At 60.5% G+C, this 24518-nt stretch carries 22 protein-coding genes; 6 read left to right on the top strand and 16 right to left on the bottom strand.

What is annotated here, in order from left to right; genetic code table 11:
• The first annotated feature begins 56 nt into the window (after nt 1–56).
• The 5 genes from ACFMO5_RS13820 to ACFMO5_RS13800 all read left to right on the top strand — a co-directional run bounded on the left by ACFMO5_RS13820 (nt 57) and on the right by ACFMO5_RS13800 (nt 5100).
• A complete protein-coding gene (locus ACFMO5_RS13820) occupies nt 57–1523 on the top strand; it encodes an aldehyde dehydrogenase family protein (protein WP_376793334.1) in 1467 nt (488 codons plus the stop codon).
• Between the two features lie 291 nt (nt 1524–1814).
• Nucleotides 1815–2735: an energy-coupling factor ABC transporter permease gene (locus tag ACFMO5_RS13815; protein WP_376793333.1), complete on the top strand. Its 921-nt coding sequence runs from the start codon at nt 1815–1817 to the stop codon at nt 2733–2735.
• Between the two features lie 92 nt (nt 2736–2827).
• On the top strand, nt 2828–3634 hold the full coding sequence (cbiQ, locus tag ACFMO5_RS13810) for a cobalt ECF transporter T component CbiQ (RefSeq protein ID WP_376793332.1): 807 nt from the start codon (nt 2828–2830) through the stop codon (nt 3632–3634).
• Nucleotides 3635–3839: 205 nt separating this feature from the next.
• On the top strand, nt 3840–4553 hold the full coding sequence (locus ACFMO5_RS13805) for an energy-coupling factor ABC transporter ATP-binding protein (RefSeq protein ID WP_376793331.1): 714 nt from the start codon (nt 3840–3842) through the stop codon (nt 4551–4553).
• Between the two features lie 118 nt (nt 4554–4671).
• Nucleotides 4672–5100 carry a Fur family transcriptional regulator gene (locus ACFMO5_RS13800; protein WP_376793330.1) on the top strand — a complete coding sequence of 143 codons (429 nt, stop codon included), beginning with the start codon at nt 4672–4674 and terminating at the stop codon, nt 5098–5100.
• Nucleotides 5101–5102: 2 nt separating this feature from the next.
• Here the strand turns inward: ACFMO5_RS13800 and ACFMO5_RS13795 are convergent, their stop codons facing one another.
• From ACFMO5_RS13795 to ACFMO5_RS13775, 5 genes are all read right to left on the bottom strand, one after another.
• A complete protein-coding gene (locus tag ACFMO5_RS13795; protein ID WP_376793329.1) occupies nt 5103–5843 on the bottom strand; it encodes a segregation and condensation protein A in 741 nt (246 codons plus the stop codon).
• A complete protein-coding gene (locus ACFMO5_RS13790; RefSeq protein WP_376793328.1) occupies nt 5840–7000 on the bottom strand; it encodes a competence/damage-inducible protein A in 1161 nt (386 codons plus the stop codon). The genes ACFMO5_RS13795 and ACFMO5_RS13790 overlap by 4 nt, the downstream gene beginning before the upstream one ends.
• 301 nt (nt 7001–7301) lie before the next feature.
• Nucleotides 7302–7820, bottom strand: coding sequence for a GNAT family N-acetyltransferase (locus ACFMO5_RS13785; RefSeq protein WP_376793327.1), 519 nt, complete (start codon nt 7818–7820; stop codon nt 7302–7304).
• Nucleotides 7821–8109: 289 nt separating this feature from the next.
• Nucleotides 8110–8355: a type II toxin-antitoxin system RelE/ParE family toxin gene (locus tag ACFMO5_RS13780; RefSeq protein ID WP_376793326.1), complete on the bottom strand. Its 246-nt coding sequence runs from the start codon at nt 8353–8355 to the stop codon at nt 8110–8112.
• Between the two features lie 180 nt (nt 8356–8535).
• On the bottom strand, nt 8536–9387 hold the full coding sequence (locus ACFMO5_RS13775; RefSeq protein WP_376793325.1) for a deoxynucleoside kinase: 852 nt from the start codon (nt 9385–9387) through the stop codon (nt 8536–8538).
• A gap of 110 nt (nt 9388–9497) precedes the next feature.
• On the opposite strand from ACFMO5_RS13775, the gene ACFMO5_RS13770 reads away from it, so the two are divergent.
• On the top strand, nt 9498–10289 hold the full coding sequence (locus ACFMO5_RS13770) for a hypothetical protein (protein ID WP_376793324.1): 792 nt from the start codon (nt 9498–9500) through the stop codon (nt 10287–10289).
• A gap of 70 nt (nt 10290–10359) precedes the next feature.
• Here ACFMO5_RS13770 and ACFMO5_RS13765 read toward each other — a convergent pair whose 3' ends face one another.
• The 11 genes from ACFMO5_RS13765 to ACFMO5_RS13715 all read right to left on the bottom strand — a co-directional run bounded on the left by ACFMO5_RS13765 (nt 10360) and on the right by ACFMO5_RS13715 (nt 24266).
• Nucleotides 10360–12732, bottom strand: a complete 2373-nt coding sequence (locus tag ACFMO5_RS13765; RefSeq protein ID WP_376793323.1) for an NACHT domain-containing protein — start codon at nt 12730–12732, stop codon at nt 10360–10362.
• A 161-nt stretch (nt 12733–12893) separates the two neighbouring features.
• Entirely contained in the window at nt 12894–13598 is a 705-nt protein-coding gene (locus ACFMO5_RS13760) for a response regulator transcription factor (protein WP_376793322.1), read from the bottom strand.
• A 543-nt stretch (nt 13599–14141) separates the two neighbouring features.
• A complete protein-coding gene (locus tag ACFMO5_RS13755) occupies nt 14142–15374 on the bottom strand; it encodes a phenylacetate--CoA ligase family protein (RefSeq protein ID WP_376793321.1) in 1233 nt (410 codons plus the stop codon).
• Nucleotides 15375–15529: 155 nt separating this feature from the next.
• The gene (locus tag ACFMO5_RS13750; protein ID WP_376793320.1) at nt 15530–16159 is read right to left on the bottom strand and encodes a hypothetical protein; all 630 of its coding nucleotides are present in this window, start codon (nt 16157–16159) and stop codon (nt 15530–15532) included.
• A gap of 157 nt (nt 16160–16316) precedes the next feature.
• Nucleotides 16317–17126 carry an ABC transporter ATP-binding protein gene (locus tag ACFMO5_RS13745; RefSeq protein WP_376793319.1) on the bottom strand — a complete coding sequence of 270 codons (810 nt, stop codon included), beginning with the start codon at nt 17124–17126 and terminating at the stop codon, nt 16317–16319.
• A 13-nt stretch (nt 17127–17139) separates the two neighbouring features.
• Nucleotides 17140–18414: an ABC transporter substrate-binding protein gene (locus ACFMO5_RS13740; RefSeq protein ID WP_376793318.1), complete on the bottom strand. Its 1275-nt coding sequence runs from the start codon at nt 18412–18414 to the stop codon at nt 17140–17142.
• Nucleotides 18415–18465: 51 nt separating this feature from the next.
• Nucleotides 18466–19545 carry a branched-chain amino acid ABC transporter permease gene (locus tag ACFMO5_RS13735; RefSeq protein WP_376793317.1) on the bottom strand — a complete coding sequence of 360 codons (1080 nt, stop codon included), beginning with the start codon at nt 19543–19545 and terminating at the stop codon, nt 18466–18468.
• Between the two features lie 21 nt (nt 19546–19566).
• Nucleotides 19567–20451, bottom strand: a complete 885-nt coding sequence (locus ACFMO5_RS13730) for a branched-chain amino acid ABC transporter permease (RefSeq protein WP_376793316.1) — start codon at nt 20449–20451, stop codon at nt 19567–19569.
• A gap of 109 nt (nt 20452–20560) precedes the next feature.
• Nucleotides 20561–21361: an enoyl-CoA hydratase gene (locus tag ACFMO5_RS13725; protein ID WP_376793315.1), complete on the bottom strand. Its 801-nt coding sequence runs from the start codon at nt 21359–21361 to the stop codon at nt 20561–20563.
• 108 nt (nt 21362–21469) lie between these two features.
• Nucleotides 21470–23476 carry an AMP-binding protein gene (locus ACFMO5_RS13720; RefSeq protein WP_376793314.1) on the bottom strand — a complete coding sequence of 669 codons (2007 nt, stop codon included), beginning with the start codon at nt 23474–23476 and terminating at the stop codon, nt 21470–21472.
• A complete protein-coding gene (locus ACFMO5_RS13715) occupies nt 23460–24266 on the bottom strand; it encodes an ABC transporter ATP-binding protein (RefSeq protein ID WP_376793313.1) in 807 nt (268 codons plus the stop codon). The genes ACFMO5_RS13720 and ACFMO5_RS13715 overlap by 17 nt, the downstream gene beginning before the upstream one ends.
• Between the last annotated feature and the right edge of the window lie 252 nt (nt 24267–24518).

The raw sequence follows: 24518 nt of genomic DNA, 5'->3' as shown, positions 1-24518 counted from the left end.
GCAAAGCCCACATCCCCAGAGCGCGTTTCCGGGCCCTCGTGTGAGGTGGAGAGCCCATGAAACCGATGTGGATTGGCGGCCAGTGGACAGCGGGATCTGCTCGCGAGGAGATCCCGGTGCTGGATCCAGCGACGGAGGAGGTGTTGGAGACCGTGCCCCGCGGGACGCCTGCCGATATTGAAGCAGCGGTGGCGATCGCCCGGCGCGCTTTTGAGGAGTGGCGGAAAACGCCCGCAGTGATCCGGGCCGAGATGCTGCACGAAATCGCGCGCAAGATCCGAGACCATCGGGAAGAATTGATCCGGTTGTTGACCCTGGAAGAGGGGAAGCCGTGGCCGGAAAACGAAGAAGAGATCCTCTGGTCCGCAAACACTTTTGACTATTATGCGGAGCTGGCCCGTCATGAACGCGGCCGGGTGATCCCCTCTCCGGAGCCCGGCCAGTTGAGCTTGGTGCTCAAAGAACCCTACGGAGTAGTGGGGTGCATCGTTCCCTGGAACTATCCGATCCTTTTGATGGCCTGGAAGGTCGCGCCGGCGCTTGCTGCCGGCAACACGGTGATCATCAAGCCCTCCGAGCTCACCCCCCTGACCACCCTTCGCCTGGCTGAGGTCGCCATGGATCATCTTCCCCCTGGCGTGGTGAACATTGTAACCGGGTACGGGCCGGAGGCAGGCGAAGCGCTGGTCCTGCATCCGGAGGTCCCGGTGATCGCCTTCACCGGCTCCCTGGCGACCGGTCGGCGGATCGCCTCTCTGGCAGCCCCCATGATGAAGAAGCTTCATCTGGAATTGGGGGGCAAGGATCCTTTTGTGATCGCTCCGGATGTGCCCTTGGAGATCGCTGTGAAAGCTCTGGCCTATGCGGCTTTGATCAACGCTGGGCAGGTTTGTACCAGCACAGAGCGTGTATATGTGCCGGAGGCGATTTACAATCGGTTCGCTGAGGAGATCGCTGCCTTCGTTAGCACGCTGCGCCTGGGCCATGGGCTGGACCCCCATACCGATATCGGCCCGATGGCTGGGCCGGATTATCGGGCCAAGGTCGAGGATCACGTTACGGAGGCCTTGGCGCGGGGCGCCCGTGCCCTGACCGGCGCCCGAAGGCCTCCCCATCTCCCTCGGGGTTTCTTTTATGAGCCAACGGTCCTGATCCATGTTGACCACACCATGAAAATCATGCGCGAGGAAACCTTTGGCCCGGTTATCCCTCTGATGCCTTATCGTGATTTTGATGAGGCGATCGCCCTGTGCAACGATAACCCCTATGGCCTCGGCGCCTGTTTGATGAGCCACGATCCTCGGTTGATCCGTCGTTTCTACGAGGAAGTGCGGGCGGGCACGATCTGGATCAACGATCCCCTCACGGATAACTATGCAGGGCCCTTTGGGGGAATGAAACTCAGCGGGATCGGTCGGGAGCTGGGTCTCGAGGGGTTGGAGGAGTTTCGGGAGACCAAGCATGTGCACTGGGACATCGAGGGGGGAGAGAAACCCTGGTGGTTTCCTTACGGACCCCGCTGAACAGCTCGTGGGATTTCCGTGAGGGACGGGCCGCGCAAGCAGCCTGCCCTTCTTAGGATCCTTTGCAACGAAGTAATTGCAATTTATTTGCAGTTGCTATAAATTTGCAGTTGCTCTGTTGCGGAGGTCGTTCGTGAGATTTTCTATGAGGGGCGGGCCGCTTGTGCCCGTCCCTGATAGAAAATCTTCCTGAAAGGCTTGGCTTAAAGCTTCATCTCGAATTTCCTTCACCTCCTTCTATCTCTGCGACAGAGTAAGTTGGAATAAATAAGCGTCCCAGGGGAGAGTTCTATGCATATCCCGGATGGCTTTCTTTCCGCCTCGGTCGCGCTGCCTCTGTGGGGGGTGAGCGCAGGGATCGGCGGCTATGCCCTGCGGCGGGCCCGCCAGGAGCTAACGGAGCAAGAGATGCCTGTGATCGGTGTGGTGGCGGCCGGCATCTTCGCCGCTCAGATGCTCAATTTCCCGATCGCAGGAGGAACCTCCGGTCATCTGATCGGAGCAGCCTTGGCTACCCTTCTGTTTGGGCCCTGGGTGGCCATCTTGATCATGATCTGCGTGCTCACCATTCAGGCGATCGTCTTCCAGGATGGGGGGCTTGTCGCGCTGGGGGCCAATATTTTCAACATGGGGATCTTGGGCGCCCTGGTGGCTTATGCGGTGAACCAGACCTTGCGGGGGCTGCTCGGGGATCGGCCGTGGACGCGAACTGCTGCGGCCTTCCTGAGCGGGTGGATGGCCGTTGTGATGGGGGCGCTGGCCACCGGGTTGGAGCTCTCATTATCTGGCCTGGTTCCCGCAAACGTGGTCCTGCCGGCGATGGGCGGCATCCATGCTTTGATCGGCATGGTGGAAGGCCTCCTCACCATGAGCGCGGTATCATTCCTGGCCGTCGTTCGTCGAGGTCTGATCCAGGAGCGACCGGTCGCTGGGCGTGTTCCTTTGTGGATCGTCGGGCTGGCTTTGACGCTGGGCCTGGCTTTCCTTGCCCCGCTCGCCTCCTCGAATCCCGATGGGCTGGAGCGGGTCGCGGAGGACCTGGGTTTTCGTCAGGCGGCTCGACCCTCTGTGTGGGGATTGCTGCCGGATTATATCATCCCGGGGCTTCCAGATCAGATCCTCTCCGTTATCCTCGCCGGGATCTTAGGGGCATTGTTGGTGTTCGGGCTGGTGATCGCCCTCATCGCGAGGCGGCGCCTTGAAAAATTCTAAAAGTGACAATGGTTCAAGGGGATGTGTGAGAAAAAGGGGAAAGGCCATCCGCCCCCATATTTGGGTGGACCAAACCTTGCGAGAGGATAGGCATGGCTCACTTCCACTTTAATGATCCTTATCAACCTCTGGAGAGCCCAATTCATCTGCTGGATCCTCGTGTGAAGCTGGTGCTGACCATGGGGTTTATCGTGACCGCCACATTGCTGCCGGCAGGGGCGTGGCTGGCATATGGCTTGTTGGGCATAGGAGTGTTGCTCACAGAGTATTTCTCCGGGTTGGGGATCTGGAAGGTGCTCCGACGCTCCATCATAGCCCTGCCTTTCGTCCTGGCCGCTCTGCCTATGGTGTTCACGGCGCCTGGACCAGCCTGGATAACGTTTTCAGTAGGCTTCTGGTCGCTGTCTGTGCGCATGGAAGGGATCGTTCGGTTCCTCAGCGTGCTCATAAAATCATGGCTCTCGCTTCAGGCTGCCCTGGTGCTGGTGGGGACCACCTCGTTCCCAGATCTGTTGGCGGCCATGCGGGCGCTTGGGGTTCCTCGCTTTTTGGTGATGACCTTCGGGCTGATGTGGCGGTATCTGTTCCTTCTAGCGGATGAAGCGCTGCGGATGTCGCGGGCGCGGGAGGCGCGGAGCGCCGCCCCGGGGACCGCAAAGGCTCGGGTTGGGGGGACCCTGATGTGGCGGGCTCAGGTGACCGGTCGGATGGTGGGGACTCTATTCCTTCGCACCCTGGAGCGCGGGGAGCGAGTGTATATGGCGATGGTCGCTCGAGGTTACGATGGGGAGGTGCGGACGCTTTCAATGCCTCCTTTAACCCAGTCGGACCGTGTGCTGCTGGTCGTTGGATCACTTTTTCTGATCGGGGTTCTTTTCCTGGGATGGGTGTCCCAATAAGTCAGAGCTGAGCGCCGAACCGGACTGTGGACAAACTTATCCATTTCCTCCTTGGGAGGATTTCGGAGTGGGTGGAGCCATTCGCTCCCTCCCTCACATATCCCCAGAACAAAAGCCTAGCGGATAGAACCCCAGGGGCACGGCGTGTTGCTTTGGGGCCACGCGGTTCGCTTTTGCGCTATCTCGGATGGAGGAGCGGGCTTGGATGTGGCCATTGATCGAAGCCGAAGGGCTAATTTACATTTATCCGGACGGTCATCCCGCCCTTCAAGGGATTTCCCTGCGCATCCACCGTGAGGAGAAGATCGCTTTGGTGGGGCCAAATGGAGCTGGCAAATCGACGCTGTTGCTGGTGCTCAGCGGTCTCCTTCGGCCGACAGCAGGGATCCTGCGGGTGGAGGGTGAGGAGATCAGGAACTGGGATCCCCGGCGTCTCCGGGCGAAAAGCGGGTTGGTTTTTCAGGATCCGGATGATCAGCTGTTCTCGCCCACCGTGTTCGATGACGTAGCTTTCGGCCTGATCTATCGGGGGTTGCCGGAGTCAGAAGTGCGGGAGCGGGTATATCAGGCGCTTAGGGCAGTAGGGATGGCGTGGGCGGCTTCGCGGATCTCTCATCATTTAAGCGTGGGGGAGAAAAAACGTGTGGCGATCGCCACGGTGCTGGCGCTTCAGCCGGAATTGATGCTTCTCGATGAGCCCACGGCCGGCTTGGATCCCAGGGGCCGTCGGGAGCTGATCGGGTTGTTGAGGGATCTTCCTCAGGCTATGGTGGTAGCTACCCATGATATGCGTTTGGTCGCCGAGTTGTTCCCCCGGGTGGTCATTATGGACCAAGGCCGGATCGTCACGGATGGGCCCGCCGAGGAGATCTTGCGGGACGAAGCGCTCCTGGAAGCTCATGGGCTGGAGCCCCCGTGATCTTTCCGTAATGGGTGGGGCATCCACAAGGGGTGCCCCTACAACGGGTGTGAAAACTGCGCTATCAGGCGGCCAAAACTTTCCACAAAAATAGCGATCTTTCCTGAAGGAGCGCACGATGCCGCACTGTATTCAGACCCGTCATCTGTTGCAGGAGCATGGCTATCGAGCGACCCCTCAGCGACTGATGGTGCTGGAGGTCCTTCGTACGGCAGATCGACATATGACGGCCGAGGAAATTCATTCCATCTTGCAAAAGCGCTATCCCGGGGTGGATCTTTCAACAGTCTATCGGGCCCTTCGATTGTTCGTTCAATTGGGCCTTTTGGAACAACATGCGTTGGGAGGCGGTCGCCGTGTGTATGAGTGGCGGACGCAGCCAGATCACGGACACATCCTCTGCGAACGTTGCGGGCGACTGGAGCATCTCGAGAGGGAGGTCTTAGAGCCGCTACGGCTCTTGTTGGAACGCACGCGAGGTTATCAGGTCCGTCGGGTGGAGGCGACCGTGGTGGGGCTGTGTTCGGCTTGTCGCGGTGCATCATAAAGTTATTCTGCAGAGGCGATGCTTGATGAGGAGGGCTCGATAAAGATCTCATCGAACAGCCGGCTTTGGCGAGCGATCACCTGGCGTTGCTTCAAAAGCTCCAGCAGACCCAGGAAAAGGACGATCAGATCGTAGCGGGTCTCCGCCTCCTGAAGCAAATCGCTCAGTGCGACCCGTCGCGCATTCTGCACGGCTTGCATGATCCGTTTTATGGCCTCGTGGATCGTCAAACGGTAAGGGGCGAGGAAGTGATCCACGGAAGGCGCCTCCGGTTGAGCGATTAGCGCCCGGCGGGCCAGGCGAAGGAGATCCTCTATACTCACCCCCTCCAGCCCAGTTCCAGCGGGTTCAGGGCGAGGGGGCGTCGCAATCCGCCCATAAGCTGTGAATCGCTCCCGCTCGGCCAGCTGGCGAGCCAGCGTCCGGAAGAGACGATAGGCTTTTAACTGCTCCACCAGCGCCTCTCCAACATCCTCCTCATTCGGCTCCGGCGGGCGCGGTATCAGCAGGGAAGACTTGATGTAAAGCAGTTTGGCTGCGACCACCAAGTATTCCGCCAGCTGGTCCATGGTCAGCGATTGAAGAGTGGTCACATACTCCAGATACTGAGCGGTCACGTGGGCGAGGGAGATCTTGGTGATATCCAGTTCGTTCCGCTCGATCAAATAGAGAAGGAGATCGAGCGGGCCTTCAAAGAGCGGCAGCCGCACGGGTGGCAGGATGGGCTTAAAAGGAACAGTCATGGAGCCTCCTGTAGCCAGCGCCAGAGCAACCCCATGGCGGCGTTCGCGGCCCACTCCGCTGCATGCGGCAGTGGGCCGCGATGGCCGCGCTGGAGGCCTCGGGAGCCTTCTGGGGTGGCCATAGCCACCGTGATCTGGAAATTCTCTCCCATCGGGAGGACTTCGGCGGCCAATCCCACCGTTGTCCCTGCTTGACGGCGAATCGCTTCCGCGGCATGTTCTGGGGCGGCGGCCAGCCGGGTACGCACCTCTCCGATGCGGAAGGCATGGCTCTCCGGATCGGCTGCCGCCAGCCGCCCTCCCAGTAGCCCGAGGGTGCCCTGTTCTATGGTTGCCAGGGTGGCCCTGCGCTCTCGAAGCGTGACGATCAGCGCCTCCTCCGGAGTGCAGTTTCCTTCCCCATAGACGGCCCATTGAAGACGCTCGCGGATGATCCGAACCGTCGCCTCCGCTCGGGCGGCGGCCTCCTCCCGGGTGGTGCCCCGGGCCCGAATCCGAATGTCTACCATCCCCGGGTGAGCGTTCAGGCCCACCTGAGGGTTCTCCCCCTGGAGCAGATCGCGCAAGCGCTCGTCGATCATGCTTTCTCCAAGCCCAATCGTGCGGACTACGCGCCAGACCAACGCTTCAGCGGGCGGGAAGCGCTGCTCCAGGTATGGGATTACGGATTCCATGAGCATCCGCTCCAGTTCACGGGGGACGCCAGGGAGAGCGAAAAGAGCCCGACCGTTTTCCTCAAGCAAAAACCCCGGAGCGGTCCCGATCGGATTAGGGATCACTTGGGAACCCTGAGGGCGGAACGCCTGGCGGCGGTTGTTTTCCGGCATGGGGAATCCGAAGGCTTGAAAGCGCGCACGGATCGCCTCGAAGAGCTCTGGGTCGAAGATGAGCGGTCGTCCCGTAGCTTCGGCGACTGCTTCGCGGGTCACATCATCTACCGTAGGCCCCAACCCTCCGCTGATAATGAGGATCTCGCTGCGAGCCATGGCGGCGCGGATGGCGGCAACCATTCGGGGCAGATCATCCCCAACCACTGTGATCTGAACCAGAGGGATCGAGAGGGGTTGAAGCGCTCGGGCGATCCGAGCGGAGTTGGTGTCCACAATGTCCCCGCTGAGCAACTCGGTGCCGGTAGCTAGGACCTCTGCGTTTGGCATAGGATCCCCAACCTCCATATGAGAAGCAGGGGCTTTGTGCGTGCTTGGAATACGCTTCAGCCCCTTCCCACGGTGGGAAGAATAATCGTAACTACTCAGCGTGGCAACCTTTGGTTCGGAGCTCCCACGAAGAGGCGCAAGAGCCCCACCCCAAGGCGCGTGGCTCTGCCCCCCAAGCCCCGAAGAGGAAACCCACGGGGGAACGCCATACCAAGTATCGCATCGCGTTAGAACAGCTGAATAGTCACAAGTGTTGAAAAGCCCTCAACCCCTGAAGGGGAGAGGGGAATATCTTCCGGATTCATGTGAACAAAGCGAGAGTGGATTCCAGCTCTCCGCTTTCCGGCAGGTCGTCCAGCGAGCGCACCATCTGGATCCATTTGCCCCAGCGGCCGTTTTCCTGAAAGCCTAGGGTCTGGTAGATCGCACGGGCTCGTGCGTTACGTTCGCCTACCCAAAGCTCGCAAATCCGGCATCCTTGGGAGCGCAGATAAGCCATCCCATGCAGCAGCAACGCACGCCCCAGGCCGCGCCCTTGATATTCTGGATCCACCACCAATTCATGAATCGCCCCCACTGCCCCATGATTCCATCGGGAGTCTGTCGCGATGAATCCCACGGGGCGGTTCCCATCATAGGCGATGAAGGATCCATGGGGGTCCCGATGGCGGAGCCATTTTAGATAAGCTTTCACCTCGGCACGGTGACGGTAATAATAGTCCCCCAAAGGTTGATAGGCGCGCAAGTAGAGATCCACAAAGTTGGCGGAGCCGGAGAGAGGCTCCTGCACAATACGGATCGGAGCGATAAGGCGAGGCAAAAGGAATCACCTCCTTCCGGAGGATCTCAACATTTGTTCCTGACCCCTCACCGTGTTTCCCTTCTCCGCTGCGTAGCTCCAATATCTGTTGGGGGATGTTCTGGCATTCCTTTTCTTCCCTCCTTGCGCCATGAGGCGGCGCGGGGAGAAGGAGATCCGTGAGGGGGCAAGCTAAGCAAATCCTCCTCATGTGGCCAGCAGCTTCCTTATTCTGGCCTGCGCCTGACACACCGGGGCGGAGGCTCTCTTCCGCTATGGAGGTGATTGGGCACTCTGAGCTCTATCCTCCTCAGCGATAGGCATCGTTGCGTTTGCGGATATCCTCAATCCGTAAAGTTTGCTCATCCCATGTTAAATAAATCCGATATTCCCCAGCCCGATACGATAACAACTCGCCCCGATCATGGCGAATCTTCGTCAGCGGCGGACGTCGAGTGGCCGCCAACTGGTGAATCCGCCGCATGACCTGCTCCCGGTGCTTTGGGTGCAGCTCGTCCAGCGCTCGCTGCGCGCGCTCTGTGATTCGCAGAACCATCGGAATCCCACCACCCTTTCCAGCCATCCTCAGGATTTCACTCAAACCTTCCCGACCGACCCTTTCTAACCTTATTTTATATCCGTGCAGAAGGTTCGGCGAATTTATTGCTCCCCATGTCACGCATTGGTTTGGGCCCTCAAAGGGAAAGGCGGCCTGACCCATCGAAAAACCCTCAACCTAAGGACCGTTCCTTGCCCTTGGGGAGCGATCCGCAATCCCCGCGGCACGCGCGATTGCCGCGAGTTGTTGCTGACAGCTCTGAAGGATCTGGGCGACCTGTTGAGGATCCCGGTGCTCTCCGAAAAGAGCTTCCCGAAGGGAGCCGATCTCCTGAACGAGACGCGCGAAGGCTTGAGCAAGCGCTTCCTCCGTTGGGGTAGAGGGGGAGAGCGTTGGACGGTTGAAAACTGGAAGGGGTTGTTGGGCAGGCCCCAGGCCCAGCGCTCCGCGCACCTGCCGGAGGATTTCCTGAAACGCCCCCTCATCTTGAACGAAGTTACGGGTGGCGTCGATGATGAGGCAAGAGCCTTCGTAGGTAGCGAAAAAGGCCTCATAAGCTAAACGGAGACGCTCGATATATGCCCGATCCATCCCCCGCTCATAGGGTCGATCGCGCAGGGCAATGCGAGCCATTAAGGTGTCGGTATCCGCTCGAAGATAAAGAACCAGGGTCGGCTGAGGGGTTTTCTCAGCCAGGGCTTTGTGCAGCTGCTCATACAGGACCAGCTCGTCCCCTTCCAGGTTCAGATGGGCGAAGAGGCGATCCTTGGCGAACATGTAATCGCTGACCACCGGTTCACGTTCCAACCGAGCGGCAAGCTCCTGGTGTTGTCGATACCGGCTCAGCAGGAAGAAGATTTGGGTAGGGAAGGCGTAGCGTGCGCGATCCCGGTAAAAATGCGGCAGGAAGGGGTTTTCCTCGAACTGCTCCAGGATCGGGCTGGCTCCCAGCGCGGGAGCCAGCATGCGGGCGAGAGTGGTCTTTCCGACACCAATAACGCCTTCGATGGCCAGAAACCAGTGGGCCATTTGCGCCTCCTATGGGTTCGGAGAATGATAAATGGAAGTGGTCTGCGCGGCCCTTAAAAGCCTCTTCAGCGCAATTGTATAGGAGTTACGCAGTTAGGGGTTGAGCGGGGATGTGGAACCTGACGCTCTCCGATCGGTCGTTCCCTGGTGTTCCTCCTGAGGCGATCTTTGAACGCGCGGGACGGACCGGGATACCCAAGCTGTTGGTGCATGATGAGAGCCTGCGCCCAATCCGGAAGCGCCGTTTGGGGTTGCTAAGAAGCCGGGATATGGAGGATTGGCGCGGGGTATCCCAACGAGCGGAGGAGTTGGATTACAGCCGTCCGCGCTTGCATGCCCTGCGCTTCGAACGCTTGCGAGCGGGGGTCCGCCTCACCGGTTGGGCGATCGCACCGCGTTCTCCTCATTTGGGGGATGCCTCCCGCGTTCGCCAGTATGTGCTGACAGCTGCTGCAGCGACAGCTTTCCTCGGAGCGCGGGGGCTGCTTTTGGAGGGGATCGATCAGTGGGAACTGAATGAGGCGGTGAGTTTTATTCGGCACCTCCTCCCCGCTCTTGGCGGTCTTCATCTCACGCTGTGGCTCCGGCTATCGGCGACCAGTCCCTTTCTCTCTGAGCTGCCCCGCAAGTTTGTGGCGGCGATCCGGCCATGGATCGCTCTGGATCTTGAGGACGCGCTCCCAGAGGATTTCCGTTCGTTGTGGGCCGCTGTCTCAGCTTCTACTTCCATGGTGTTATTTCGCTACGAGCCGGAATTTCTGGATTGGTGGGATCGAGAGGGCCGTCCGCTTCTGAAGCGTACGGAGTTTGCCGGAGAGCTGGTGGTGACCTTCCCGGAGATCTGGGGGAAGGACTGGAGGGTGTGGAAGCAATGGGTGCAGGAGCATGGGTTGCTGTCCTAATTGCATGGACCATGGACAAAGCCACAGAATCCCGGGCGCGCGAGGTCTACACCTCAGGATTCCGTTTTGTCTATAGCACCCGCGCTCCCGTTCGACGGGCGATGATCTCCAGCGCTCGAAAGGCGAGATCGCGGGTGAAGGGATCGATCTGCGGATCAAAAGCAAGCGTTCGCAGCGGCGCCAGGGCTTCTTGATCGCCGACGCGGGCCAGCGTCAGGATCGCCGCGCGGCGCACGCCCTCGTTGCCTCGCTCCAGAGCCCGATAAAGGGTCTGGAGGGCTGAGGTGCGTTCCCCAACCATCTCTCCTTCCTGGACCGCCCATTCGATCAACCAGCCCTGTTGTTCAAGAACCACCGGACGGAGATCCGGAGGTGGGGGCTGGCGGTTTTTCTCCCACAGCGCCAGGGCATCCTGAGCGGCCGACCGCACCAGCCATTCTGGATCTTCCCGGGCGATGATCTCCAGGCGGGCCTTTGCCCATTCCTCCGGGATCCGTCCCAGCGCGAACGCTGCTGCCCGGCGGACCCGCCAGTCCGGCTCCTCCAACGCTTCTTGAAGCAATTGCGGACCTTGAGGATAAAACCGCAAAACCTCTGCGGCCAAGCGGCGCATGAGTTCGTCAGCTTCGAGAAGCAGGAGGACAAGCCGTTGCATGGCCGCCTCGGTCCGATGGTCCCCCAGGGCAGCGACGACGGCTTGACGGACTTCAGGCTCCGGATCGGACAGCGCCTGTTCGAGGAAGGGGAGATCGCTTTCCTGTCCAAGCCATCCCAGGCCACGGATCGCCGCGATGCGGACCTCCGGATCTGGATGGTGCAGGGCTTTGTGGAAGAGAACTGGAACGCCCCGATCCCCGGTGGCCACCAGTGCCTCCGCGAGCCTCAAGCGAAGCGACATGGGGAGACCGGGTTTTAGGAACGCCCGACCCAGGGCAGCCATTCCATGGGGCCGCCAGGGAGCTTGGGGCGAGGCCACGACGATCCAACGTGCTATGCGCAGCAGCCGAGTATGGAAAGCATCGTCGGGTTCCGTAAGGGCTCGATCGATAATCCCGGACATCGGGCCGAGGGCTGCATAGAAGGTAAGGACCTCAGCCCATCGAGGGTTATCCAGATGAAGCATCAACTCGGTGTTGTCGCCGGATTGAGCCAGGGCCCAGGCGGCCGTATAGGCTTGAAGCAGCGGGTGGCGGAAACAACCCCTCCGCTCATCGATCGGCACAATCGGCCGTCCATGAGCGGTTAATATCTCAATCGCTTGATCCAGATGGTGACGACCAGTTCGCGAAGATAGCTCGGGGATCGAGCGAGTCAGGACCTCCTCCAAGTCCTCCAAGGTGAGCATGAACCGCTCTTCCTGGAATAGCTGAAGGGCAAGCCGGCCCAGGATCAAACGGGCAGTGGGTGGGGTGAGCACGGTCCGGCCGGATATCCCCTGGAGCGTTCGATCGAGGATCGTGTCATAAAGCCCTGGATCGGTGGGACGGGTCGATTTCAAAACGGCTGCAGCGGCCACGTCGGCAGGGCGCAGCCGGACCGGCCGTGGGGTTTCCCATGCTTTCAGATACTCCTCGATCGCCGATGCGGGCATCCCATCGATGCGGCCCCAGCGCTCTATAAACGTCCGCACCATTTCCTCGGACCAGGGAGCCAGTGCGAGAGGGAGGAACCCCAGCTCTTCCAGAGGACGGGTGGCCAGGTGATCGCCCGTGAGCACCATGGGGATCCCCGGATAGGCTTCCAGCAGTCGCCCGATCCAGCGCAGGATTTCCGAGCGGCGTGGCGAAGGGACCTCCTCTAATTCATCCATAAGCAGAAGGGCGGTGCCGTCCCGCAGGCTTGCGTGGATCATGCTGTCCAGGCGAGCCCGCAGGATCAGCGGAGCCATCGCGCTGAGATAATCCACCAGGGCGGCTTCTGGCGGAGCTATAGGCTCGACGGTCAGCAATGGAAGGCGGATATAAATGGGGAGAAGGGGCGGGCGATCCATCCATTTGAGATTCCCGGCGAGGGTCTCACGGATCAGCCAGCATAAGGCGCCTGTGCGGCCGCTCCCAGGAGGGCCGTAGAGGAACAAACGCGGGGCTGTCACGATCGCCTGTCCCAAGGGGAGCCCGGGTTCCGGTGGGGGCTCCTGTACTTGGGTGCTCGGGTAGGGCAGGGGCGGGATTAGGCGTGGCTCGATCAGGCATTGAGCCAGGCGTGGATCCAGCGCCGACCATGCGATCCAGTTCGGGATCTGTTCGAGCAGCCAGTGGCGGTATTGGGTTTCGGCGGAGAGGCGAAGGCGCTGACGGGCCTGGTCCAAGCGCTTCTTCGCCCTTTCATAGAGCCCTCTGAACGGGCGCCGGATCTGATAGAGTAGACCTGCGCCCAGCAAAGCCAGAGCGGCCCCGATTAGGGCGGAGAGCGGATCAAAGCGCCACGATCCTGGAAATCCCACGAAGCCTCCCTTTCATCTTAATCTTCTTAATCTTTCAATTCGTGGAATTTCTGTGAAGGGTGGGTCACGTGAGCGGCCTACCCCCCACAGAAATTGCGTAGATCTTGGGGTTTTTCGGGGGGTGAGGACTGCCGAAGGCGGCCCCCAATCCCCGAAAAGCATCACTCAGGAAGCCCAAGCTCGTCGGGACCAACCAGCCGATATCCGATCCCTCGCTCGGTTCGGATGAAAAGCGGATGGTTGGGATCCGGCTCGATTTTCTGGCGGAGATACCAGATATAGAGTTTCAGATAACCTCGGTCCTGAATATGTTCTTCCCCCCATACCTCACGCAACAGGAAATCGTGGGTAAGGGGACGGCCGGCGAAGCGAGCCATAGTGGAGAGCAGCTTAAACTCCGTCGGCGTGAGCTCGACAGGACGCCCATCGACCCGAACCTCCTGGGTGATCAGGTTCACATAAAGACGCCCGTTATCGTAGATCCCCCGCGAGGTTGTGGATTCATAGCGCCGCAGCACCGCCTGGACGCGCGCGATAAGTTGTCGAGGGCCGAAGGGCTTCACCAAGTAGTCATCGGCACCGCTCTCCAGACCCCGCACGATATCCGATTCGGCCCCTAAGGCGCTGATAATGATCACCGGTGTTTCCCCGGAGGAGCGAATCGCTCGTAGAACTTCCCAACCATCCATCCCTGGCAGCATCAGGTCCAGGAGAACGAGGTCGGGGTTCTGGGAGCGGAGGAGATCCAGGCCTTCCTGGCCATTGTAGGCGATGGAGACCTTGTAAGCGCTTTGCTCCAGTTGCCAGGCCAGGAAGCGAGCCAGCTCCGCATCGTCCTCAATGATCAGGATGGTCTTCGCGTTCAAGTCCACCCCCTTCTACGGGTTCTATAAGGGCCCAGGATTCTTCCATCTTGCGAACGACCTCGCCCGGGCCCGAAAACCTCTGCTAAAGAATAAACCGCGTGACCCCTGGCCACATGATTCCAGATTCGATCTACCGTGAGATCAGCAATCCATCCTCATCGATCTAAGGTTTTGGGCGTGGGGCATTGCCCTACCACCCGGAACATTTTTCTTGTGGTTTATATCTTTTTTTTACCACAAGGTTCGGAGGAGAGGAAATCGAAATCTGCAGAAGGCGATGCTCCGGGCTTCCTCTACTCCTCAGTATTTGGTTTGCTTCTCTTTCCTGGTGAGGGAAGGGGCATCGAAATAGAGGCTCGGTGCGCCACGTTCCCATTTATGGGGAAAGGCCGTGAGGAGGGAAACCATTCGAGTTGAAACGTGCCTGCGCTCAGAGGGGTGCCCCAAGGGCTTGGAGGGGCGGGGCCAGGCATCTGAAGCGCCTGGCCCCGCCCCCGAATAACTCGAGGAAAGCGCTTTCGCACCCATTCAGGTAACCTGGGTTTACTCCCAGCGACGAAGATCCACCAGCCGTGGGCTTCCGGGAGGCAATTCCTCTGGAGGAACAAGGATCACCTCGGCCCGGAAGCGTAGCCCTTCACGGATCGCCTCCTGCAGGCGAGCGCGTGTGGCTTCTGGATCCGTGACTCCTTCACGTAGAGCGACAAGGAATGTGAGGCGATCCACATGGGCCTCCCGATCTACGACCGCCTGGTAGGCATGGATTTCGGAGAAGCGAGCGAAGACCGCTTCTATCTGGCGGGGATGGAGGAACATCCCGCGCACCTTGACGGCTTCGCCGACCCGTCCCAGGATTCCCATCAGGCGCGGGGTGGGTCGTCCGCAGGGGCACGGCTCGAGCGCCCAGCGGGAGAGATCGCCAGTTCCGAAGCGGATTAACGCATAGGCCGGATGAAACAGCGTCACCACCACCTCACCGATCTCACCCGGGGACACTGGCTCGCCGGTCTGCGGATCGCAGAGCTCCACATAGGCGTCCTCTGGAACATGGAGCCCATCTTCATGCTCGCATTCATAACCCAGGCAGCCGCATTCGGCGGTTCCGTAACCTTGGCGAACGGTCAACCCGTAACGCTGCAAATCCTGGCGTAGGGAAGGGGGAAGGGGCTCGGCGGTGACGAAGGCCTTGCGCAGAGAGAGGTCGCGCGATGGATCCCAGCCTGCTGCCTGAGCCCGTTCCAGCAAATTGTAGAGATAGCTGGGCAACCCGATGTAAGCGGTGACCTGAAGCGTGCGGAGGGCCTGGAGTTGGAGCTCCTGTTGGCCGATGCCGCCTGGGATGGCCGGGCAGCCCAAAACTTTAAGGGCCTCCTCAAACATGGCGCCGGCCGGCGTCAGATGATAGGAGAAGGCGATCAATACGCGATCGCCAGGTTCGAACCCTGCCGCTCGCAACGCGGGGGCCCAACGCCAGGGATCAGGGACAGCGGGCTCTGGCTCATAAAGGGGCCCGGGGGATTGAAAGACCCGACGCAACTGCTCCAGCGGAACCATCAGCATCCCCCCAAAGGGGGGATCCGCTTGCTGGCGTTGGAGGAGCTCATCTTTACGCAGCACTGGGAGCCGGGATAGATCCTGCAGGGCCTGGAGATCCCGAGGGCGCAGGCCGGCCATCTCCATGCGGGCGCGAAATCCGGGTGCGTTGCGGTAAGCGCGTTGGATGGCCTTACGGATATGAGGGAACTGTTGCTCCTGGTAAGCGGTCAACAAGTCCATCGCGATCCCCTCCCTTCGTGGGGAGGCCGCCGGAGGCGGCCTCTCTGCTCTCAAAACCTCTCAAGGGCGCGAGGGAGGCAATGGCCCCGTTGTTGCCCCCAGCTTCTCCCTGGGCGCCAGGGCGGCTCTGCAGAGGCACTGGGATCCCCACCTCGTCACTTGCGGAACTCACCTTCAAAAGTCACCACGCGATCGCCAGCAGGGGTTCGGAAAGTGGCTGTTCCCTCTGCCGCGCGGAGTCCAAAAGCGTAGTCCCCGATTCCTTGCCACCAGGCCGCGACGACCGCGCCTGGGGTGAGACCCATTTCCTTTAATTTGTGTCCAGAGGTCACCGCGAGATTGGTGGTGACGGTGCGGGAGGAGAGGAAGAAAGTCACCCGGAGCTCATTGGTGGTCCGGGGCGGGATGCTCATGTCTTCATCGACGATCGGGGCGTGGACCGCGAAGTAGGCGCTTTGTCCATCTTTCTTTGCCTCCAATTGCGCCGTGAACTTGAGCTGGTCCAGCGTAACGGTTACATCGTTGGGGTTCTCGATCTTAAAGATATACGCCAGGCCCAACGGAAGGTCGGGGGCTGGCGGGGGAGGGGCCGGGGTAGGGGTGGGTGTGCCCGCCGGCGGTGGCGTGGGGGTGGGAACAGGGGTGGGCCATGCGTAATAAGCGACCACCTCCACTCGGGCCAGGGTGATCTTAGGGTCCTGAATTTGCGCGGTCCCAACCGGGCGACATGCCGCGGCGATCCCCATAATTGCCAACAGACCGATCCAGCGATATGTTTGTCGCATGGCGGCCTCCTATCGTTCGATTCTCCCGAGCGTATGGGTTTGCCCGGCAGGTGTTTGCTTGAACATGGTCGCGATGGGCTTGATGTATTGGTTTAGCGAGGGGCTTTTCCCCTGCATGACAAGGTGTAGGGCGAGCTCTTCGAGATCCGGACAGCCCTCAGGTCAGCCAGCGCTTCCGGCGCTTATACCATTTGGCCTCACGGAACCGCTTGCGGGTCCCCAGCTCCGTGAGCCCCAGATAGAACTCCTTGATATCAGGGTTGTCCCGGAGGACGTCGGCAGGCCCTTCCATGACCACACGGCCGTTTTCCAGGACGTAGGCGTGCTGGGCGATCTCCAGCGCCAGTTTGGCGTTTTGTTCCACCAACAGGATGGCGATGCCCTGCTCCCGGTTGAGACGTGTGATGATCTCCATGATCTCCCGCACGATCAGGGGGGCCAGCCCCAGGGAGGGCTCGTCCAGGAGTAACAACCTGGGGCGGGTCATCAGGGCGCGGCCGATGGCCAGCATCTGTTGCTCCCCACCGCTGCAGAAGCCCGCTATCCGGTTGCGGATGGTCTTCAGATGGGGGAAGTAGTGATAGACTAAATCCAGCCGCTCTGAGAGACTTCGTCCATCCCCGTGGTGGGCGCCCACCCGTAGGTTCTCCTCGACTGTGAGATGCTCGAAGACCCGTCGTCCCTCCAGCACCTGGATGATCCCCATCGCGGCGATCTCCTCCGCCGATTTGCGATCGATCCGCTCCCCCATGAACTCGATGCTGCCGTCGGTGATCTGGCCTTCCTCATGCTTGAGGAGGCCGGAGATCGCCTTTAGGGTGGTGGACTTGCCCGCGCCGTTGGCACCCAGGAGGGCCACGATACCCTGCGGGGGGACCTGCAGGGAGACCCCCTTCAGGACGAGGATCACCCGGTGGTAGCGGACCTCGATGTTATTCACCCGGAGCAGGACATCGCCTTGCGCCATCCAAAGCCCCCTTTTAATAACCTTTCCACTTCGGCCACTGGTCTGCGAATTTCTCCTTCAGGTCGACCAGCTTCAGGAGCTCAAATTTCCCGTTGCGAACGATGTATATTCGTACTTTACTGGTCGGCCGGTGATCATCGGGCGTGTAGGTCAACGGCGGGACGCCCAGGCCGATATCTAGGTCGCGGAAGGATTCGATGGCGGCTTTGATCCCGGGGCCGTTCAGCTGGCCCGCGGCGTCAGCTTTCTTCAGGGCCTCGACCAGGAGCTTTACGTTCGCCCAAGCCTGCACCGTGCGGATCGTTCGTTCCTTAAGGGCCGGGTTGTATTTCTGGGCCGCCTCCTTCACCTCGGCCATCCCGGGGACGTCTTCGCCATAAAAGGCGGTGACCGCGATCCCGATCACGCCTTCCGCCTGGGGGCCCAGGAGGCGCAGGAGGTTCTCGTCGTATCCCCAGTTATTGACCAGATGATCCGCCTGCAATCCGAGGGCTTTCGCGTCGCGAATGGCGGTGGCCACAGATTGGGTGGTGTTGCCGTGCCAGATGACGTGAGGGTTGAACTCCTTGGCGGCCAGGACCTGGCTCTTGGCGTCCAGGGCGGTCAGGGAAATGTCCTGATCCGGCCCGATCTCGAAGCCCAGCAGCTGAGCGAACTCCTTGAGGCCCTTAATCGGCGCGTTGCTGTAGGGGACGGGGAAGGCATAAAACATCACAATGCGGGGTTTCTTCCCGGCTTCCCGCTCGGCCTTGAAACGGTCATCCTTCAACCAGATCTCCTCATACCATGCCAGGAGCGCCGCCCGCGCGTTGGTGGTGTAATCGGAGGCCGCGAAGAAGTTATAGGGGGTCTTGGCGGGATCCGTCAGCTCCCCAGAGTAGGAAGCGGAGATGTAGGGGATCTGATCCTTAGCCACTGTGGGCGCGAGGGCCGACGTGTCCCCGGTGCCCCAGCCCAGGACAGCGACCACTTTATCGATGTCGCGGTACCGTTTGTAGAGGGTGATGGCTTCCGGCACCCGGTAGCCGTAGTCGTTCAGGATCAGACGGATCCGCTTCCCGTTCACCCCGCCGTGGTCGTTGACCCAGCGGATGGCGTCCTGGATCCCCGCCGCGTAATCCTTGCCTACATCGGAGGTCGGCCCCGTGGTGTCCATGATGGCTCCGATGGGGATCTCGCCCCCTGGGGCCCGGGCTGCAGGGGTTGCCTGGGGTGCGCAGCCCAGCGCAAGGGCGAGCATCGTTAGCAACGTGATCACCGTGATCGCCATTCCTCCGCGCTTGGCCATGGCTTCCTCCTTATCCCGAAGGTTGGGCGAGCGGGTGGAACTCAGGCCCGCTCATACGCGCTCATAAGAGAACGGCCACAAATGGATATAGTTCTTGATCTGCCACCAGCGGTAGGCCAAACCATTGGGCTCGTAGAGAAGGAAGAGAATAATGGCCAGACCGAAGGCGGCCTCCTTGACGAACAGGAATGAGGTCTCAAGGGATGGGAAGAAAGGCGCTAACCAAGATACGATGTTGCGAAGGGCTTCCATTACCAGAGTCATAAACAGAGAGCCGAAGATCGTCCCGTAATTGCTGCCCAGGCCGCCGATGAGGATCACCCCCACCAACCAGAGGGACCACGACCACGTGAAGTGCTCAGGGCTCACGGCGAAAAGATTGGCGATCCAGAAGGCACCGGCCATCCCGCCGAAGACGCCAGCCATGAAAAAGGCCAAGAGCTTATAGGCCACGATGTTGATCCCCAGGGCCTCCGCGGCGATATCGTGGTCCCGGATGGCCATCCAGGCGCGGCCGATCCGGGTACGTGCCAGATTGGTCATCGCCAGCACGGAGAGAGTAACCAGGGTGATCATTAAATAGTAGATATCGCGATCGCTTGTGAGCTCCCAGGGGCCGATCGTGATGGTTCCTGGCGGCAGTGAGAAAGAGTGCCCCCGTTCGCCGATGCGGCTCACATACTGGGTGATGATGAAGTCCACGGTAATGAACTGGGCTGCCATGGTCGTCATAATGAGGTAAAAGCCTTTCACCCGAGCCGAGGGAAGCCCGAACAGCACCGACCACAGACCGGCCACCACCATGGCGGCCAGGAAGGCCAGCGGGTAGGGAATGTGGTATTGCAGCACCAGGACGGCGCAGGTGTAAGCCCCAGCGGCGATGAAAGCGGCGTGGCCTAAGGTGACCTGGCCGGTATAACCGATAAGCAGCTGAACGCCCATGGCCGAGAGGATCGTGTAGCCGACGAGGTTGGCCAGCGAGAGCCAGTACGGGGAGGCGATCTGAGGGAAGATCAGGAACAAGAAAACCAGAAGCCCCCACATCCGGAGCTTCACAAACGTCGTTGGCCAGAGGGCCTGATCCTGCTTGTAGGTTTGATAAAACACCCCGCTGGGCAGATGCATGCGCATGGGATCCCCTCCGATCGCGTCTCAAACCCGCTCGATCCGCACCCATCCGAAGAGCCCGTAGGGCTTAATCAGAAGCACCAGGGTCATCACCGCGAAAGGAAAGATTTCCTTGACCCCACCAGGCGTGAAGCGGTCCAGGTAGCCTCCAGCCAGATTTTGAAGGATCCCGATGAGGATCCCGCCGACAATGGCCCCCGGCACCGAGTTCAAGCCGCCCAGCACCACCGCCGGCAGCACCAAGAGGCCCAGGTAGCCCACCGAGATGTTGACGCCGTTGATGTTGCCCAGCAGCGATCCGCCCACCCCGGCGGCCATGAAGGCGATGGCCCAGGCCGCCGCATAGACGAACTTCGGGCTGATCCCCAGGGCCATCGCCGCCATTTCATCGTCCGCCATTGCCTGCATGGCCAGGCCCCAGCGGGTGTAGCGGAAGAACGCCACCAGGATCCCCAGCAGCGCCAGGGCGGCGATGAAGCTCCAAAGGTAGACCTGGCCGATCACGATCGAGCCCAGGCGGATCGGCTCGTAGGGGAAGACCGGAGGGTGGAACACACGGGTATCCGTGCCCCAGATCAATTCGATGATGCCTCGGAAGAAGAACGAAAGACCCACGGTGACCATGATCACGGTGAGCACCGGCTCCCCAATCAGGCGCCGCAGGAAGATCCGTTCGGTCAGTATCCCCAAGATCGCACCGATGATCAGGGTCGCCAAGAGGGCGAGGGGAAAGGGAAGCCCCCATTGATAGAAGGTAAGGGAGACATAGGCCCCGATGAGGGTTAATTCCCCCATGGCCAGGTTGAGCACGCCCGAGCATTTATAGATCAGCACCCAGCCCAGGGCGACCAGGGCGTAGATGCTGCCCACCATGATCCCTGTGAGCACCAGCTGAAGGAAAATCTCCATCGCACTCCCCTTCTCAAAGGATGCGGAGGCCTTTGAGATAAGCGAAATGGTTTTTGGGAGCGGACCGATTGGGTTTTGGCGTCTGAAGAGATAGGCCCAGCCCGTCTCATTATTGGGAAGCCGTAGGCCAGCGCGGTGGCCGCTTCTCTAAGAAAGCGCAGATCCCCTCCTGGGCATCCGCGGCCATCGCGTTGAGGGCCATCACCTCTTTGGCGTAGGCGTAGGCTTGAGACTGAGGCATCTCCAGCTGGCGATAGAAGGCCTGTTTGCCCAGGCCGATGACGAAGGGGCTGGCCGCCGCGATCCTCTCCGCCAGGGCACGGGTCTCCGCCTCCAAGGCCGCCCGAGGGACGACGCGGTTCACCAGGCCATAAAGGAGCGCCTCATGGGCGGAGATCGGCTCGCCGGTCAGCAGCATCTCCATCATCTTCTTGCGCGGAAGGTTCCGGCTCACGGCGACCATGGGGGTCGAACAGAACAGTCCGATTTTCACTCCTGGGGTAGCGAAGCGGGCGTCCTCGGAGGCAACGGCCAGATCGCATGTGGCCACCAGCTGGCAGCCAGCCGCGGTGGCCATTCCATGAACCTGGGCGATCACTGGCTGGGGGATGGACTGGATGGTGTCCATCAGGCGGGTGCAGACATCAAAAACATGGCGGTAGAAATCCGGGGAACGGCCGACCAGCTCGTTGAGATCGTGGCCGGCGCAGAAGGCCGGCCCGTTGCCTCGCAGGATGACCACCGCGATCGCCCGATCCTCGCCGATGGCCTGGAAGCAATCCGTCAGCTCCAGCATATGGGCCACCGAGAGGGCATTGCGTTTCTCCGGGCGGTTCATGGTCACGCAGGCGATGCGGCCATCCACCTCGAAGAGAATGTGCTGATAAGCGCGGGTCGCCACCGCCGCCATGGAACCCCTCCTGACAGAGCAGATGAACTCGCCGCCCTCCTCACGCGCTGACGGTTGTTCGATGATGTCGTTAAGGCCTGCGCGAGCAAACGAACGCTGTTTTTGCTCTCACTCTTCTGTCTTCATGGATGCTGGAACCTGTACCCCCTCGGCAGGCATCCATGCCGGAATGGGCTCCAGATCCACGATCCGCAGATCCGCCTGGATCCGGTTTACGGAACCGTCCTCATAAGTAATAGTTGTCTCGAAACGGACTTTGTGAGTGGAGGGATCATAGAGGGCTTGGACGATCGGCTGATAGCGTTGCATTAAGAAGGCGCGCCGGAGCTTGCGGGTGCGGGTGAGCTCCTGATCGTCCGCGTCGAACTCCTTGAACAGGTTCACAAAGCGAACGATCCGGGCGGGCTCCGGGAGGCTCTGGTTCACCCGTTGGATTTGTTTGGCCACCAGGTCGTAGACCTCCGGCTTCTGGGAGAGCTCCTGATAACTGGTGTAGGGGATGCGCCGGGCCTCGGCCCATTTGCCCACCACGTTGTAGTCGATGCAGATCACCGCGGTGACGTAAGGCAGCTCGTGGCCGATCACCCACGCGTCCTTGATGTAGGGGCTGAACTTCAGACGGGTTTCAATGTATTGCGGCGCGAAGGGCCGTCCGTCGCGCAGCGTCATCACATCCTTCGAGCGATCGAAGACCACCAGATGGCCATCCTCATCGATAAACCCTCGATCCCCGGAGTGCAACCACCCATCCCGCAGCGCCTCCGCCGTGGCCTCGGGGTTCTTGTAATAACCATGGAACACGCTCGGGCTGCGGGACAGGATCTCTCCATCCGGGGAGATGCGAACCTCGGTCTCCGGGATCGGCTTCCCGACTGTGTCGAACTTGATGTCATCGTCCCGGTGGAGCACCGAGATCCCCGAGATCTCGGTCTGGCCATAGATCTGTTTGAGGTTCACCCCCAGGGCATGGTAAAAGCGGAAATGATCCGGTCCCATGGCGGCCCCACCGGTATAGGCATAGCGCACCCGGGTCAGCCCCAGACGGTCCCGGACCGGTCGGAAGACCAGCCAATAGGCCAGCCATCCCAGCAGCCGCTCCAGCGGGGTCGGTTTTTGCTTGGCGAACTTTCGATCGGCCAGTCGATATCCGATTGCCATCCCCCACTCAAACACCTTCCGCTTCAACCATGTCGAATCCGCGTGCATCACTTGGATCGTGCGGACCATCTGTTCCCATACCCGCGGTGGGGAGAAGATGACGTGAGGGGCTATCTCTCGCAGATCGTGCCACGCCGTCTCCGGCTCCTCCGGGAAGTTGATGACGAACCCGGCCAGGATCCCGCTGGAAACGGACATCATCTGCTCGCCGATCCAAGCGAAGGGAAGGAAGGAAACATATTCGTCATCTTCGTAATAGGGATCCACTCGCATCAGGTTCTGGCCCATCTTCAGGAGGTTGTAATGGGAGAGGAGGGCCCCTTTGGGTTTCCCGGTGGTCCCGGAGGTGTAGAAGAGCAGGGCGATATCGTCCCCATGTCCCTGGGCGACCATCTCATCGAAGAGAGCGGGGTGCTCCTGCGCGACCTCCCGGCCTAAGCGCATCACCTCGGTCAGGGGCATCAACATGGGATCACGATAATTGCGCATCCCTCGGGGATCGTCCCAGAAGATCCGTTCGATCTTCGGGCAACGATCCCGCACCGCCAGGATCTTGTCCACCTCCTCCTGGGTTTCGCAGACCACAAAGCGTGCGTCGCTGTGATCTAAGATATAGGCGATCTCGTCCGTGAGGCTGTCCTGATAGAGCCAGACCGCCACCCCGCCCACGCATAACGCGGCCATCTCCGCCCACAAGCCCTCAGGCCGGTTATCGCCGATCAAAGCCACCTTGTCATTCCGACGAAGCCCCAGCTTATGAAAACCCAAGGCGAGGACCTGGACTCGCTCTAAATAATCCGCCCATGTGTAAGAGCGCCAAATCCCGAACTCTTTCTCTCGCATAGCGACCTTGCGGTCGCCATACTCCTTCGCTGTGCGAACCAGCTGTTTGGGGATGGTGAGGTCCTTGGTGATCTCAATCTCGAGGGCTCGGCATCGCTTACCGGCGCGTCGCATAGGCCGCTTCCTCCTCCCCGAGGTAAGCCTGGATCACCACGGGGTCCCGCTGGATCGCCTCAGGAGGCCCCTCGGCGATCTTGCTGCCGAAGTTCAGCACTGCCACGCGATGAGAGAGATCCATCACTACGCCCATATCGTGCTCAACCAGCACGCAGGTGACCGCCCAACGCGGGTTCTCATTGATCTCCACGATGAAGCGAGCCATGTCCTCGACCTCTTCCAGGTTCAACCCGGCCATCGGTTCGTCGAGGAGCAGGAGACGGGGCTCCAGGGCGAGGGCACGAGCGAGGTCCACCCGCTTCTGCAGGCCATAGGGGAGCATCCCAACGATCCGATGCCGCAGGTGGCCGATCTCCAACAGGTCCAGGATCTCTTCCTCTATAAATGCCCGATGGGCCAGCTCTTCTCGTTCCCCTGGACCCCAATAGAGCAGCGCGCTCAGGAGGTTGGTCTTCATGTGGATATGGCGGCCCAGACGGACGTTATCCAGCACGGTCATGTTTTTGAAGAGCTCGGTCTTCTGGAAGGTGCGGGCGATACCCAGGCGAGCCCGTCGATGAGGGGGGAGTCGAGTGAGGTCATGCCCATCGAAGAGGATGCGGCCGCGTTGAGGGCGATAGAGGCCGTTGATGCAGTTGAGGAGACTGGTTTTCCCTGCGCCGTTCGGGCCGATGATGGAGAAGATCTCGCCCCGGCGCACATGGAGAGAGACCCCGTTTAGGGCCACGACACCGCCGAAAGCTAAAAAGAGATCCTCAACCTGCAGGATCACAGCAGGGGAACTCATTAGAAAACGCTCCCGGCCGGGGAATAATGGGTGGGGAGGAAACCCTGGCCCCTCGTTTTTATATCCCATCTTAATAACCAATCGTTTGTTTGTCAAGGGGCGAGGTTTAAAGTGACTGTTCACCTGTTGGTGAAATTGGGATAATCAAGGGGAGACACCCCCTGGAGGAGGCCCATGCGATTGTTGTTCGTCCTCCCCAAAGTCGAGCCCGAGAAGATCCCACCTCCCACCGTTTGCCCCCGGCCCGGGTGC

It is taken from the genome of Thermoflexus sp. (genome assembly GCF_042408365.1).
Taxonomy (GTDB): Bacteria; Chloroflexota; Anaerolineae; order Thermoflexales; family Thermoflexaceae; genus Thermoflexus.
The sequence above is the reverse complement of the archived record's forward strand: the minus strand, read 5'-3'. Positions and strand labels throughout refer to the sequence as shown.